Origin of the sequence: Pseudomonas sp. IT-347P, assembly GCF_949768005.1 — a bacterium.
In the GTDB taxonomy this organism is placed as follows: domain Bacteria; phylum Pseudomonadota; class Gammaproteobacteria; order Pseudomonadales; family Pseudomonadaceae; genus Aquipseudomonas.
Map to the genome: position 1 here is coordinate 273792 of NZ_CATKPQ010000058.1, position 14953 is coordinate 288744.

Annotated in this window: 11 protein-coding genes; all 11 read right to left on the minus strand. The window is 60.0% G+C overall.

Features of this window, described 5'->3' with window-relative positions:
• Positions 1–64 precede the first annotated feature (64 nt).
• The 11 genes from ACM6IV_RS25535 to ACM6IV_RS25585 all read right to left on the minus strand — a co-directional run bounded on the left by ACM6IV_RS25535 (position 65) and on the right by ACM6IV_RS25585 (position 14936).
• The gene (locus ACM6IV_RS25535; RefSeq protein WP_414872142.1) at positions 65–937 is read right to left on the minus strand and encodes an oxygenase MpaB family protein; all 873 of its coding nucleotides are present in this window, start codon (positions 935–937) and stop codon (positions 65–67) included.
• Positions 938–988: 51 nt separating this feature from the next.
• Positions 989–2926 (minus strand): acetate--CoA ligase, encoded by a 1938-nt coding sequence (gene acs, locus ACM6IV_RS25540; RefSeq protein WP_414872143.1) that lies wholly within the window; start codon positions 2924–2926, stop codon positions 989–991.
• Positions 2927–3193: 267 nt separating this feature from the next.
• Entirely contained in the window at positions 3194–4858 is a 1665-nt protein-coding gene (pgi, locus tag ACM6IV_RS25545; protein WP_414872144.1) for a glucose-6-phosphate isomerase, read from the minus strand.
• 231 nt (positions 4859–5089) lie between these two features.
• Positions 5090–5470, minus strand: a complete 381-nt coding sequence (gene panD / locus ACM6IV_RS25550) for an aspartate 1-decarboxylase (RefSeq protein WP_414872145.1) — start codon at positions 5468–5470, stop codon at positions 5090–5092.
• Between the two features lie 210 nt (positions 5471–5680).
• Positions 5681–6541, minus strand: a complete 861-nt coding sequence (panC, locus tag ACM6IV_RS25555; RefSeq protein ID WP_414872146.1) for a pantoate--beta-alanine ligase — start codon at positions 6539–6541, stop codon at positions 5681–5683.
• Positions 6538–7338 (minus strand): 3-methyl-2-oxobutanoate hydroxymethyltransferase, encoded by an 801-nt coding sequence (panB, locus tag ACM6IV_RS25560; protein WP_414872147.1) that lies wholly within the window; start codon positions 7336–7338, stop codon positions 6538–6540. Before panB ends, panC begins: the two co-directional genes overlap by 4 nt.
• A 399-nt stretch (positions 7339–7737) precedes the next feature.
• Entirely contained in the window at positions 7738–8223 is a 486-nt protein-coding gene (gene folK / locus ACM6IV_RS25565; RefSeq protein ID WP_414872148.1) for a 2-amino-4-hydroxy-6-hydroxymethyldihydropteridine diphosphokinase, read from the minus strand.
• 4 nt (positions 8224–8227) lie between these two features.
• Positions 8228–9628, minus strand: coding sequence for a polynucleotide adenylyltransferase PcnB (locus ACM6IV_RS25570; RefSeq protein ID WP_414872149.1), 1401 nt, complete (start codon positions 9626–9628; stop codon positions 8228–8230).
• Positions 9629–10362: 734 nt separating this feature from the next.
• Positions 10363–11799 (minus strand): sigma-54-dependent transcriptional regulator, encoded by a 1437-nt coding sequence (locus ACM6IV_RS25575; protein WP_414872150.1) that lies wholly within the window; start codon positions 11797–11799, stop codon positions 10363–10365.
• 22 nt (positions 11800–11821) lie between these two features.
• Positions 11822–14776, minus strand: a complete 2955-nt coding sequence (locus tag ACM6IV_RS25580) for a sensor histidine kinase (protein WP_414872151.1) — start codon at positions 14774–14776, stop codon at positions 11822–11824.
• Entirely contained in the window at positions 14760–14936 is a 177-nt protein-coding gene (locus ACM6IV_RS25585; protein ID WP_003176118.1) for a hypothetical protein, read from the minus strand. Before ACM6IV_RS25585 ends, ACM6IV_RS25580 begins: the two co-directional genes overlap by 17 nt.
• Between the last annotated feature and the right edge of the window lie 17 nt (positions 14937–14953).

Genomic DNA, 14953 nt, shown 5'->3' on the forward strand with positions numbered 1-14953 from the left:
CTCCCACATGGGATCGATGCTGCCAATCCGATCTCCTGTAGGAGCGAGCCTGCTCGCGAAGCTTTTAGGTCAGCAAACCCATCCGGCGTTTAGCCCTTTGCACCGAACCATTGCGCATCGCCCAGCGCAGCATCGGTGCACTGCGCCTGACGCTGGCGCGAATCAATTGCCGTTGCAGCGAACTCTGGCGGACATTGAGCATGTCGCTGGCCCAGTCCGGCAACAGGTCGATACCGGCCTTCATCATCAAATCACCAAGCGGCCGCGCCAGAACACTGGGCGCCGGTGCGTCGAGCAGCAAGCGCAAAACCTCACGGCTGCGCCCATCGCACAGCAACTGCGGGCGCATGCGTTGCAGATAATCAGCGACGGCTTGCCGCGATTTCGGCACATCCCGTGCGCCCAGGCGTTCGGCAATCACCGCGATTTCCGCGTAATAACGATCCTGATCCGCCCCCGACAACTGCGGATTGCGATAACGCAAATGCGCGGCGAGAAAGTTGCTGACTTCGGCCACGTGCACCCAGGTCAGTAAATCCGGATCACTCGCCGCGTAGGGACGACCATCCGGCGCAGTACCGACTACTTGCAGATGAATGGTGCGCACTTTCTCGATCAGCCAGTCAGCGTCCCTGCGCGAGCCAAACGTGGTGCCGGAGACAAACTGACTGGTACGCCGCAAGCGACCGAGCATGTCTTCGCGAAAGTTCGAATGGTCCCAAACCCCGGCCAGCGCCAGCGGATGCAAAGCTTGCAGCAACAGTGCGCTGATGCCACCGATCAACATACTGCTGAAATCGCCGTGCACCTGCCAGCTGATCGAATCCGGACCAAACAGGCCGGGATCGCCCTTGGGGTTTTCCAGATCGAGCTGACCGAGCGACAGCCCGGTCAGGCTCATGAGTTGCTGTTCGATACGGCTGCGGATGAATTCCATGACCACTCAGTGAGGAAGGGCGGGCGCGGCCGGTTGACCGCGCCCGGGGTGTTACTGATTGAGGCGCTTGTCGATCAGGCCTTGCACCACACTCGGATCGGCCAGGGTCGAGGTGTCGCCGAGGCTGTCGAGTTCGTTGCAGGCGATCTTGCGCAGGATGCGTCGCATGATCTTGCCTGAACGGGTTTTCGGCAAGGCCGGTGCCCACTGGATCAGGTCGGGTTTGGCGAAGCTGCCGATTTCCTTGCTGACGTGGGCCAGCAGTTCCTTCTTCAGTTCGTCATTCGGTTCGGTGCCGTTCATGGGCGTGACGAAGGCGTAGATGCCCTGACCTTTGACGTCGTGCGGGTAACCGACCACGGCGGCTTCGGCGATGCTGTCGTGCAACACCAGCGCACTTTCCACCTCAGCCGTGCCGATGCGATGGCCAGAGACGTTGATCACGTCGTCGATGCGCCCGGTGATCCAGTAGTCGCCATCCTCGTCGCGACGCGCGCCGTCGCCGGTGAAGTAGTAGCCGGGGTAGGGTTTGAAATAGGTGTCGACCATTCGCTGCGGGTCGCCATAGACACTGCGGATCTGCGCCGGCCAGCTTGATTTTATGGCGAGCACGCCGCTGCCGGCGCCTTTGATTTCTTTGCCGTGCTCATCGAGCAGCACCGGTTGCACACCAAACATCGGTTGCGTGGCGCAGCCCGGTTTGATTCGCTGGGCGCTGACCAGCGGGCTGAGCATGATGCCGCCGGTTTCGGTCTGCCACCAGGTATCGACGATGGGGCAGCGCTGTTCTCCTACGACGTTGAAATACCAATCCCACGCTTCCGGGTTGATCGGCTCACCGACGCTGCCGAGTAATCTGAGGCTGGCGCGCGACGTTTCCTTCAACGGCTCGGCGCCTTCGCGCATCAACGCGCGCAGGGCGGTGGGCGCTGTGTAGAAGATGTTGACCTTGTGTTTATCAATCACCTGCCAGAAACGTGAACTGTTCGGGTAGCTCGGCACGCCTTCGAACATCAGCGTGGTCGCGCCATTGGCCAGTGGACCGTAGACGATGTAGCTGTGGCCAGTGACCCAGCCGACATCGGCGGTGCACCAGAACACTTCGCCGTCGCGGTAATCGAGCACGTATTTGAAGGTCATCGCCGCTTGCAGCAGATAGCCACCGGTGGTGTGCAGCACGCCTTTGGGTTTGCCGGTGCTGCCGGAGGTGTAAAGGATGAACAACGGGTCTTCGGCGTCCATCGGCTCCGGTGGGCAATCGTCGCTGACCTCGCGCACGGCCTGGTGGTACCAGAGGTCGCGGCCGTCGACCCAGTCGACGTTGCCTTGGGTGCGTTCAACCACCACGACGGTGCTGACGTCGGGGCAACTTTGCAGGGCTTTGTCGACGTTCTGTTTCAGCGGCACGAACTTGCCACCGCGCACGCCTTCATCCGCCGTGATCACCGTGCGGCAGTCGGCATCGAGAATGCGATCACGCAGGGAGTCCGGGGAAAAACCGCCAAACACCACCGAATGGATCGCACCGATCCGCGCGCAAGCGAGCATGGCGTAAGCGGCCTCGGGGATCATCGGCATGTAGATGCACACTCGATCGCCTTTCTTCACGCCACGGCTTTTCAGCACATTGGCCAGGCGACAAACGTGGTGATGAAGTTTTTTATAGGTGATCTGCGCCGATTCAGCCGGATCGTCGCCTTCCCAGAGCAAGGCAGTCTGCTCGCCGCGCTTTTCCAGATGGCGGTCGATGCAGTTGTAACTGACGTTCAGTTTGCCCCCGGCAAACCAGGCGGCTTCACCGGTTTTCAGGTCGTAGCGCTGAACGGTCTGCCACGGCGTGCTCCAGTCGAGGAACTGCGTGGCCTGATCGGCCCAGAAGGTAGCGGGGTGTTCAATGGATTCGCGGTACAGGCGCCGATAGTCATCCTGACTCAACTGAGCAGCCCGGCGGACAGCATCGGCTTTTGGGAACGTGCTGATATCGAACATGACGGTTCCTTATTCTTGTGGTGCGACAGGAATAAAGATGCGCCGAGCGGGCAAAGGGTTCAAGCCGGATCAGGAATCTGAAGGCTGAAGCTGATGTTGAATGCACCTCAAAACAACTGTAGGAGTGAGCCTGCTCGCGATAGCGGTGTGTCATTCAACATCAATGCTGACTGATACACCGCTATCGCGAGCAGGCTCACTCCTACAAGGGATCTCTGTGCCCACAAGATTGGGTTTGAGCCAAACCTTGTGGGCCGAACCATCACATCACCCGCGGTGACGGCCGCGGAAGTAGTTGATCAAGCCCTGGGTGGAGGCATCGTCAGCCAGGGTTTCATCGCTGCCGACCAGACGGTTGTAAACGCCTTTGCCCAGTTCCTTGCCCAATTCCACGCCCCACTGGTCGAAGGCGTTGATGCCCCAGACCACGCTTTGCACGAACACTTTGTGCTCATACATCGCCACCAGCGCGCCGAGACGACGCGGGCTGATGCGCTCGACCACAATAGTGTTGCTCGGACGGTTGCCCGGGATCACCTTGTGCGGCGCGAGCTTGTGTACCTGCTCTTCGCTCATGCCCTTGTCACGCAGTTCCTGCTCGGCTTCCGGCAGGGTTTTGCCGAGCATCAACGCCTGGCTCTGCGACAGGCAGTTGGCGTACAGCCACTGATGGTGGTCGGAGACCGGGTTGAAGCTGACGATCGGTACGATGAAATCGGCCGGGATCAACTGCGAACCTTGATGCAGCAACTGGTGATAAGCGTGCTGACCGTTGCAGCCGACGCCGCCCCAGATTACCGGACCGGTATCGGTCGACACCGGTGTGCCGTCCTGACGCACGCTCTTGCCGTTGGATTCCATGTCCAGCTGTTGCAAGTGCTTGGTGATGTTGCGCAGGTAATGGTCGTACGGCAGGATCGCGTGGCTTTGCGCGCCCCAGAAGTTGCCGTACCAGACACCGAGCAAGGCCAGCAGCACCGGCATGTTCTGTTCGAACGGCGCGGTCTGGAAATGCTGGTCCATGGTGTAGGCACCGGACAGCAGTTCCTTGAAGTTGGACATGCCGATGGCCAGGGCAATCGGCAAACCGATGGCCGACCACAGCGAGTAACGCCCGCCGACCCAGTCCCACATCGGGAAAATGTTTTCTTCGCGGATACCGAACGCCACGGCTGCCGCGTTGTTGCTCGATACGGCGATGAAGTGACGATACAGCTCGGCTTCCGAACCGCCCTGCGCCAGGTACCAGGCGCGAGCAGCCTGAGCGTTTTTCAGGGTTTCGAGGGTGTTGAACGACTTCGACGAAACGATGAACAGCGTGGTCTCGGCGCGCAGTTTCTGCGTCAGCTCGTGGAACTCGCTGCCGTCGATGTTCGCCAGATAGTGGCAACGCACGCCTTTCTGCGCGTAGGACAGCAGTGCTTCGGAGACCAGCTCTGGGCCGAGGAACGAGCCACCGATGCCGATGTTGACCACGTCGGTGATCGGCTTCTCGGTGTAACCGCGCCACAGACCGTCATGAATGCGGCCAACCAGATCGGTAATCTGGTTCAAAACCTTGTGGACTTCCGGCATCACGTTGACGCCATTGACCGACAACTTGTCGCCGACCGGACGACGCAGGGCGGTATGCAGCGCCGGGCGGCCTTCGGAAGTGTTGACGATTTCGCCTTCGAACAGCGCTTTGATAGCGCCTTTCAGATCGACTTCATTGGCCAGACCGACCAGCAGGTTGCGGGTCTGGGCGTTGATCAAATTCTTCGAATAATCGAGAAACAGGCCGCAGCTGCTGAGGGTGAACTGGTTGAAGCGCTGCGGATCGGCGTTGAAGGCTTCGCGCATGCTGAAATCCTGCATGGCTTGGCGGTGATCTTTCAACGCTTGCCAGGCGGGCAGAGCGGTAACGTCTTGAGGAGTGAGGTAATACGCCATCGCTGCGGTTTTCCTTTTTACTTGAACGGCCTTTTGAACACTGAACAGACCCGACACGCCATGTTTGGGCATGGGATCAACTGCGTCGACACGATTTCTGGACACAGGGCGAATACAGTAAACCTCGCGCTGCGTTCTGTCTTGACTTTGTCTGACCAGATCCCTGTACTTTTTTAACATCCAGACCGGGAACTGGCCGACAAACGGAGGGGGAGCGGGGCGATTGAGGAATCAGGCGAGCTGAACCGGGATGGCGTTGCTGGTGTGGCTCAGCTCGTTGCCCGGCGCCATGTAGAGCATGCGCGGCTTGAAATCGACCAGTTCCGCTTCGCTGTAATGAGCGTAGGCACAAATGATCACGCGGTCGCCAACCCTGGCCTTGTGCGCAGCGGCGCCGTTGACCGAGATCATCCGCGAGCCTTCTTCGCCACGGATCGCGTAGGTGGTGAAACGCTCGCCATTGTCGACGTTATAAATCTGGATCTGCTCGTATTCACGGATGCCGGACAAGTCCAGCCACTCGCCATCGATGGCGCACGAACCTTCGTAATCGAGCACTGCATGAGTGACTTCGGCGCGGTGCAGTTTGGCCTTGAGCATGATCGCGTGCATGAGGAATTTCCCGGGTTGGCATCGAACGGCGGGCAGTGTGCCCGAAGGCTTTGGGGGCGGCAATACAGCTGAAATGCAATCTTCATTACAGCGAAAACCACTGTGGGAGCGGGCTTGCTCGCGAAGGCGTCATGTCAGCCGACATCGTGGTCAACTGACAGGTTGCATTCGCGAGCAAGCCCGCTCCCACAGGGGATATTGCGGTGTTGGTTAAACCGGGGTATCGAGATTCAGGTGCAAGTTGTCGATCAACCGCGTGGTGCCAAGGAACGCGGCCACCAGAATCACCAGGTCACGGTCTTCAGCCGTCGCCGGACGCAAGGTCAGGGCGTGGCGGATTTCCAGGTAATCGGGGCGCAGGCCTGCGGCTTCGAGCTCTTGTAACTGGACACTGATCAGCGCCGGGAAATCGCGTTCGCCCTGCTTGATCGATTCGGCAATGTTGCTCAGCGAGCGATAGACCACCGGCGCCACCGCGCGTTGCTCTTCGCTGAGGAAACCATTGCGCGATGACAGTGCCAGGCCGTCGGCGGCGCGCACGGTCGGTTCGCCGATAATCTGGATCGGCATGTTCAGGTCATGCACCAGCGCGCGGATCACCGCCAGTTGCTGATAATCCTTCTGGCCGAAAATCGCCAGATCCGGCTGGACCATGTTGAACAGCTTGCTGACCACGGTTGCCACGCCTTCGAAGTGCCCCGGACGGCTGGCGCCGCACAGGCCTTCGGACAATTGCGGCACGCTGACCCGAGTCTGCCCGGCCATGCCGTCGGGGTACATTTCTTCGACTGTCGGGGCGAACAGCAGGGAACAACCGGCCTCCAGCAGTTTTTCCTGGTCCGCCGCCAACGTGCGCGGGTATTTGTCGAGGTCTTCACCGGCGCCGAATTGCAGCGGGTTGACGAAAATACTCGCGACCACGAAATCCACCCGCTGGGTGGCTTTGGTGATCAGTGCGACGTGGCCGCTGTGCAGGTTGCCCATGGTCGGCACGAAGCCGATGCGCTTGCCTTCGCTGCGGGCGCGGGCCACAGCGGCGCGCAGTTCGCGTACGGTTTTAACGGTGTTCATGCAGAGAATCCGTGTTCGATGCCTGGGAACGTGGTGGCTTTGACTTCATTGACGTAAGCCTTCAGCGCGGACTGGATGCTGTCCTGACCGTGCATGAAGTTCTTGACAAATTTCGGTACGCGGCCGGTGATCGACAGGCCGAGCATGTCGTGCAGCACCAGGACCTGACCGTCGGTGGCGTTACCGGCGCCGATGCCGATGACCGGGATCTTTACCGCCTGGGTGATTTCGGCGGCCAGTTCGCTCGGTACACATTCCAGCAGGAGCATGGCGGCGCCGGCCTGTTCCAGCGAAATCGCATCGGCACGCATCTGCCGCGCCTGATTTTCGTTGCGGCCCTGCACTTTATAGCCGCCGAGAATGTTCACCGCTTGCGGGGTCAGGCCCATGTGCGCGCAAACCGGCACACCGCGCTCGGCGAGCAGACGGATCGACTCGGCCAGCCACAACTGACCTTCGACCTTGACCATGTGCGCACCGGCCTGCATCAGCATGGCGCTGTTGGTCATGGTTTGTTCAAGGGTGGCGTTGGCCATGAACGGCAGGTCGGCGAGGATCAGGGCATCGCTGTTGCCGCGTTTGACGCAAGCGGTGTGGTAGGCCATTTCTGCGATGGTCACCGGCAACGTGCTGTCGTGACCTTGCAAGACCATGCCGAGGGAGTCGCCCACCAGCAGCACTTCGACACCGGCCTCATTGCAGGCGTGGGCGAAGGTCGCGTCATAGCAGGTCAGCATGGTGATCTTTTCACCTTTCTGCTTGAGGCTCTGGAGCGTGGTCAGGGTGATGGCTGGCATGTAAAAAATCCTCGTTCAGGCGCTCTGGAAACTACTGCGAGTAACGCGCGTGATTCTTCATCTACTCAGGCGCACGCTCTTTTGTCGTGCTTATATGGCCTGGATTGCGCCCGTGTGTGCCGGGTTGGCGGCAGCGGGACGCCTATAGTCGTGATGAGCCAACAGGAAGTCAATTGCGTGTGTTACCGCATTGTTACGAGGGGAGTGTTACCGCCGTTACTGATGCGATTCAGCGGCGCGGCGGGGCTGATTCGGGAGGTTTTTGTCGGACAATACATCTGGACATGACACAAGTCAGTGTGGGAGCGGGCTTGCTCGCGAAGGCGTCGTGTCAGTCAGCATCTTATTTAACGGGTACACCGTATTCGCGAGCAAGCCCGCTCCCACAGGGGATTGGTGTCAGGCGAGGGGGTGGCGTTCCAGACCGACGAATGGGCAGGCTGCCAAGAGGTCGGGGAGGGTGCGGCCGTCAGCCAAGCGCAAATCTCGCGGAGCCAGTTCAGCGAGGGGATACAGCACGAACGCGCGTTCCTGAATCTGGTAATGCGGGACTTTCAGGCGTGGTTCGTCGATCAGTCGATCGCCGAACAGCAGGATGTCCAGATCCAGCGTACGCGGACCCCAACGTTCCAGGCGTTCGCGGCCCTGACCGTTCTCGATGGCTTGCAAGGCATCAAGCAGATCAATCGGTGCAAGTGCGCTGTCGAGCGCGGCAACCGCGTTGGTGTAACGCGGTTGGCCGGGCAGCAACGAGTCGCTTTGATAGAAGGCGGAAACGCCTGCGAGTGTGGTCTGCGGCAACTGGCCCAGCGCCTCGACGGCGCTGCGCAATTGTTCGGCGGGGTCAGCGAGGTTGCTGCCCATGCCGATGTAGATGCGCTCCATGCCTTTATTCGCCTGTCGCGCTCGGGGCGCCGGCGCGTTTGCGCTTGGAACCGCTGCTGCGGCGACGTTTGCGCGGCGCCCCGCTGGCGTCATCGCCCTTGCCGCTGAGGTCGCGGATCATGTCGCGGCGCTCGCTGTCGTTGGCGTCCTGATAATCCGTCCACCATTCGCCCAAGCCATCCGTTTCCTCGCCCGCGCTTTCACGCAGCAGCAGGAAGTCGTAGCCCGCACGGAAACGCGGGTTGTCCAGCAACAGGTCGGCACGTTTGCCACTGCGGCGTGGCAGGCGTTCCTGCATATCCCAGATCTCGCGGATCGGCATGGTGAAGCGTTTCGGGATCGCAATGCGCTGGCATTGTTCGGCGATCAGCTCGTGGGCGGCTTCCTGCATCGCCGGAATCGGCGGCATGCCACGCTCTTGCAGACGCAACACGCGGGCGGGCAGGGCCGGCCACAGCAACGCGGCAAAGAGGAACGCCGGGGTCACCGGTTTGTTCTGCTTGATGCGCAGGTCGGTGTTTGTCAGCGCTTCGCTGATCAGCGTGTGGGTGTATTCCGGGTTGTATTCCAGCGCATCGGCGCTGGCCGGGAACAACGGAGCGAACAGTTGCAGATCGACCAGCATTTCGAAAGTGATTGCGCCGTGGCCCGAGAGGAACAACTTGAGCACTTCTTCGAACAGGCGCGCCGAAGGGATCTCGCGCAGCATCGGCGCCAGTTCGCGAATCGGCTGCACGGTGTGCTTCTCGATGCCGAAATTGAGCTTGGCGGCGAAACGCACGGCCCGCAGCATGCGCACCGGGTCTTCCTGATAGCGCTGCTTCGGGTCGCCGATCAGGCGGATCAGGTGATTGCGGATGTCGTGTACGCCGTTGGCGTAGTCGAGGATGCGCTCGCTGACCGGATCGTAATACAGGGCGTTAATGGTGAAGTCGCGGCGTTGCGCGTCTTCTTCCAGGGTGCCATAGACGTTATCGCGCAAAATCCGTCCGCTCTCGTTGCGCGAAGACTGATTGCTGTCTTCGTCGTCTTCGTTGACCGGGTGATTGGCGCGGAAGGTCGCGACTTCAATGATTTCGCGCCCGAAATGGATATGCACCAGTTTGAAGCGGCGGCCGATGATCCGCGCATTGCGGAATTCGGCACGGACTTGCTCGGGGGTGGCGCTGGTGGCGACGTCGAAATCCTTGGGTGTGATGCCCAGCAGCATGTCACGCACGCAACCGCCGACCAGATAAGCCTGGTAACCGGCGCCTTGCAGGCGTTCGACGATATTCACCGCATAGCGGCTGAATTGCGTTTTCTGCAGCGAATGTTGGCCGCTGTTGAGCACTTCAGGGGTGCTGCGGATGTGTTGCGTACGACGCACGGGAGTTCGGAATGACTGGAACAGCTTCTTCAGCATGGGATGCACTGTTTGAAGGAATGTTCGGCCATACCAAAAGAATGACCGCATGATGGGCGCAGATTCTAGCATTTAGTCGAGGGATGGTGTAGGACACCGCCGATTTGAGCTGCAAGCCGCAGGCTACAGGCATCGCGCGCGATAAAAAGGGGGGATTTTGCAGGGAAGAGAAACTACAAGGGGAGCCGAAGCTCCCCAAGAAGTAGTTGCGTGCTCTTTTTATTATTGATTCGGGCTTCTTGTTTTTGTTGAGTGCCCTCGCCACGAAGTGTTCCCTTCGTGACCCTCCCAATCGGGAGCCAAGAGCAAACGGATTGCTTTGGTCGCTGAATTGCAGTGATCTCTCGATCCAACCAGTACAGGCTCTGTCTTAGGACAGTTTTTGTTGTTCTCGGCCTGGTCGTGGGGCAAGCCCCAAATACAACGCCTCTCCAAAAGAATCAGTTAGCTGCGCCTCTCGCCGTCTTGTTTTTATTGTGCGTGAGTCGATTCGTCTTATTTTTATTGTCTTGTGCATTGCTTGTTATTGTTCTTGTACCAGACATATAGCAGGGGGCGTGCCAACTTTTGCGAAGCCCAATAAAACAAGGGGTTAGGTCGATATAACCGTTTTGTCGGGGCGAAAAAAAGCCGGGGTTTCGTTACCGATGACCCCGGCTTCTGTTACGTGAAAGGACTGAGGTAACAGTTTTTTCACATCCTCAAGCGTTACCCACGCACTCGACGGGTTACGTTCAGCTCTCGCTGGCGACCCCGGTCTTGCGCCGTGGAATGCCCAGGCGCTGACGGCGTTCCCACAGACATTTGCGGCTGACGCCCAGTTTGCGCGCCAGTTCGGTCTCAGTCATGTGGTCCTGATGCTCGAGGACAAAATGCTGGAAGTAGTCTTCCAGCGACAGATCTTCGGTCGGCTCATGGCTGCTGTTGCTGGCGTTACCGCCCGTTTGCGGTGGCAGACCGATGAACTCGTCGTCTTCCAGATCGCTCAGCTCGATGTCGATGCCCAGCAGGTCGGCGGAGATTTCCGGGCTTTCGCTCAGAATCACCGCGCGCTCGACTGCGTTCTCCAGCTCACGCACGTTACCCGGCCAGGAATAATGCCGGATCGCCTGTTCGGCATCGGCGGCAAATTTCAGGTCGGTACGGTTGATGCGCGCACTCTGGCGAGCGAGGAAAGCATTGGCGATTTCATTGACGTCGGCGCCGCGTTCGCGCAGGGCCGGCAGTTTCAACGCAATCACGTGCAGGCGGTAATACAGGTCTTCACGGAACTGGCCGATCTTCGCCAGGCTTTTCAGGTCCCGGTGAGTCGCGGCGATCAGGCGCACATCGACCTTCTGCGACTGCACCGAACCGACCCGGCGAATCTCGCCTTCCTGCAACACGCGCAGCAGGCGGGCCTGAGCTTCCAGCGGCAGCTCACCGATCTCGTCGAGGAACAAGGTGCCGCCATCTGCCGCTTCGACCAGACCGGCACGCCCGGCGCTGGCGCCGGTGAACGCGCCCTTCTCGTGACCGAACAGTTCGGACTCGATCAGGCTTTCCGGAATGGCTGCGCAGTTCACCGAAATCATCGGCGCCTTGGCGCGTTTCGACAGGTTGTGCAGGGCGCGGGCCACCAGTTCTTTACCGGTGCCGGATTCACCCTGGATCAACACATTGGAATCGGTCGGCGCAACTTTGCGGATCTTGCTGTACAGGTCTTGCATCGGCGGGCAGGACCCGATGATGCCGATCTCGCCGTTGCTGTTGTCGACGGCAGATTTACCGCTGCCATTGGCCGGTTTGCTGGCAACGACTTCGCCTGCGGCTGGCGCCGATTGGCGATCACGCAGGATCCGCGCGACAGCCTGCAGCATTTCATCGTGATCGAAAGGCTTGGCGATGTAGTCCACCGCGCCCATCTTCATCGAGTCGACCGCCGAGCGCAGGCTGGCGTAACTGGTCATGATCAGCACCGGGGTGCCCTGGCCGAGCTTGATCAGCTCGGTGCCCGGAGCGCCCGGCAAACGCAGATCGCTGACGATCAGATCGAACGTAGGAATGGTGAAGCGTTCTTGTGCTTCCTGCACTGAACCGGCTTCGCTGACCTGGTACTGGTTGCGTTCCAGCAGGCGGCGCAAGGCGGAGCGGATAATTGTTTCGTCTTCGACGATCAAAATGTGCGGCATTGATTCGATACTCTCGACGGTCTCAGTTCACAGCGGACGTCGCTTCGACATGACGCGGTAAGGTCACCCGGATACGGGTGCCGCGTTGGCTTTGTACATCAGCCGGGCTGTCGATGGTGATTTGTCCATAATGCTCTTCAACGATGGAATAGACCAGTGCAAGGCCCAGACCGGTGCCTTCGCCAGGATCCTTGGTGGTGAAGAAGGGTTCGAACAATCGGTCCATGATGTTCTTCGGAATACCACTGCCTTCGTCTTCGACGATCAGATCGACCGTGTGTTCGCCGGCTTCGCTCTTGACCCGTACCGCACTGTGCGGCGGCGAGGCGTCGCGGGCGTTGGAGAGCAGATTGATCAAGACCTGGGCGAGCCGCTGCGGATCGCCTTCGACCCAATGATCCGGATCGCACAGGTTGTAGAACTGCACTTCGAAATTGCGTCGGTTCAAGGCCAGCAGGCCAATCGCATCTTGAGCGACCTCTGCCAGACAAACGGGCTCGTCACTGTGTTGATGGCTGCCCGCATGGGCGAAGCTCATCAGCGACTGGACGATGCGTGACACACGTTTGGTCTGTTCGAGGATCTGTCCGCTGATTTCCGTGAGTTCGCCGTCGTCTTCACGTTCTTCGCGCAGGTTTTGCGCCAGACAGGCGATGCCGGTGATCGGATTGCCGATTTCGTGGGCCACGCCGGCTGCCAGACGACCGATGCTGGCCAGGCGCTCGGAGTGCACCAGTTTGTCTTCGAGCATCTGTGTTTCGGTCAAATCTTCGACCAACAGCACCAAGCCACTGTTACCCGGTGCCAAGGGCTCATCGATCGCCGCTTTGTGCAGATTCAGCCAGCGCGTCTGACCGTCGAGGGCCAGGTGTTGTTTGTGCAAGTGTTCGTCGGGCAGGTTGATGAAACCCTGGAGCAATTCTTTCCACGGCTCGCCGATGGTGCTCAGGCGCGAACCGACCACACGTTGCGCGGCAATCCCGGTGAGTTCTTCCATGGCCTTGTTCCACATCAGGATCTCTTGATCCTTGGCCAGCGAGCAGACGCCCATCGGCAGTTCCTGCAAAGTCTGGCGGTGGTAACGGCGCAGGGCATCGAGTTCGGCAGCCAGACCGGTGAGGCGCGAGTGGTAGTCCTCGAGGCGGCTTTCGATGAAGTGAATGTCTTCAGTCACATAGTTTTCACCGCCAGCCTTGTAGGGCAGGAAGGTTTCCACCATGTCTTGCGCCACGCTCGGGCCCATCAAGCCGGAGAGGTTGGCTTCGATCCGGTCGCGCAAGCGGCGCAGGGCATACGGGCGGCGCTCGTCGAAGGGCAGGTAAAGATCGCGCAGCGCTTGTTCGACTTCTTTTTGCGCAGCCTTGGCGCCCAGCGGTTTGGCCAGTTGCGTGGCGAACTCCTGGGGCGAGGCGGCGTGCAGTTCCCGGCGTTGCGGGCGACGGACGTTATCCACCGCGCAGGCTTCGGCGGCGCTGGCTTCTTCGGGACTGGCGTTGGTGAACAGTGAGATCAGGGTGAACATCAAGACGTTGGCGGCGAGCGAGGCGATGGCCGCCATGTGCCAGCTGGTGTCGTCGAGCACATAAATCATGTTCAGCAGCGGAATGTAGAAACCCTGCAGATTGCCGACCAGCGGCAGCAGCATCGTGACCACCCACACCAGAATCCCTGCCAGCAGACCGGCAATAAAGCCGCGACGGTTAGCGGTCGGCCAGTACAGCACCGACAATACGCCGGGCAAAAATTGCAGGGTCGCGACAAACGCGACGATGCCGAGGTTGGCCAGATCCTGCTCGGCGCCGAGCATCAGGTAGAAGCCGAAGCCGGCCATGATGATCGCGACGATCAGTGCCCGGCGGGTCCACTTCAACCAGCGGTAGATGTTGCCTTCGGCCGGTGGCTGATAGAGCGGCAGCACCAGATGGTTCAGTGCCATGCCCGACAGCGCCAGCGTGGTGACAATGATCAGGCCACTGGCCGCCGACAGGCCGCCGACATACGCAAGCAACGCCAGCGGTTTGCTGTTGGCGGCGATGCCGATGCCGAGGGTGAAATATTCCGGGTTGGTGGTGGCGCCGAGCTTCAGGCCGGCCCAGAGGATCAGCGGCACCGCCAGGCTCATCAGCAGCAGGAACAGTGGCAACCCCCAACTCGCGCTGACCAGTGAGCGCGGATTGAGGTTCTCGGTAAAGGTCATGTGATACATGTGCGGCATCACGATCGCCGAGGCGAAAAACACCAGCAGCAGCGTGCGCCACGGGCCTTCCTGCAACGGCGTGTGCAGGGCGGCGAGGGCGGTCTGGTTTTGCAGCAGCCACAGCTCAAGCTGCTGCGGGCCGTCGAACACACCGTACAGTGCGTATAGGCCCACGCCGCCGAGGGCGACCAGTTTGATCACCGACTCGAAGGCAATCGCAAACACCAGTCCTTCGTGCTTCTCACGGGTGGCGATATGCCGGGAGCCGAAGAAAATCGTGAACAGGATGATCAGCGCACAGAACGCCAACGCCACCCTACTCTGGATCGGTTCGCCGGTGAGAATGCCGATGGAGTCGGCCACCGCCTGAATCTGCAACGCCAGCAGCGGCAGCACGCCGATCAGCATGAAAATCGTGGTCAGCGCGCCGGCCCATGTGCTGCGAAAGCGGAACGCGAACAGATCCGCCAGCGACGACAGTTGATAGGTACGTGTGATTTTCAGGATCGGGTAGAGCAACACCGGCGCCAGCAGGAACGCGCCGGACACACCGAGGTAACTGGAGAGAAAGCCGTAGCCGTACTGATAGGCGAGGCCGACCGTGCCGTAAAATGCCCACGCACTGGCGTAAACCCCCAACGACAGCGTGTAGGTCAGCGGGTGGCGAATGATCGCCCGTGGGATCATGCCCCGTTCGCTGATCCAGGCAACGCCGAACAGCACCGCAAGGTATGCGGCGCTGACCAGGATCATCTGGGTCAGGCTAAAGCTCATCGGCATCTTTTTGGCTCTGCAGGATAAAGGTCACGACAATCAGGATCAGCCAGAGCAGATAAGGGCGATACCAGGCGCCCGTAGCGTCGATCCACCAATCCATGATGGCGGGGGAAAACAGGTAGATCCCCACGACTAAAAGCAGGACCAAGCGATAGATGTACATCCCGGCCTCTCTTTTTT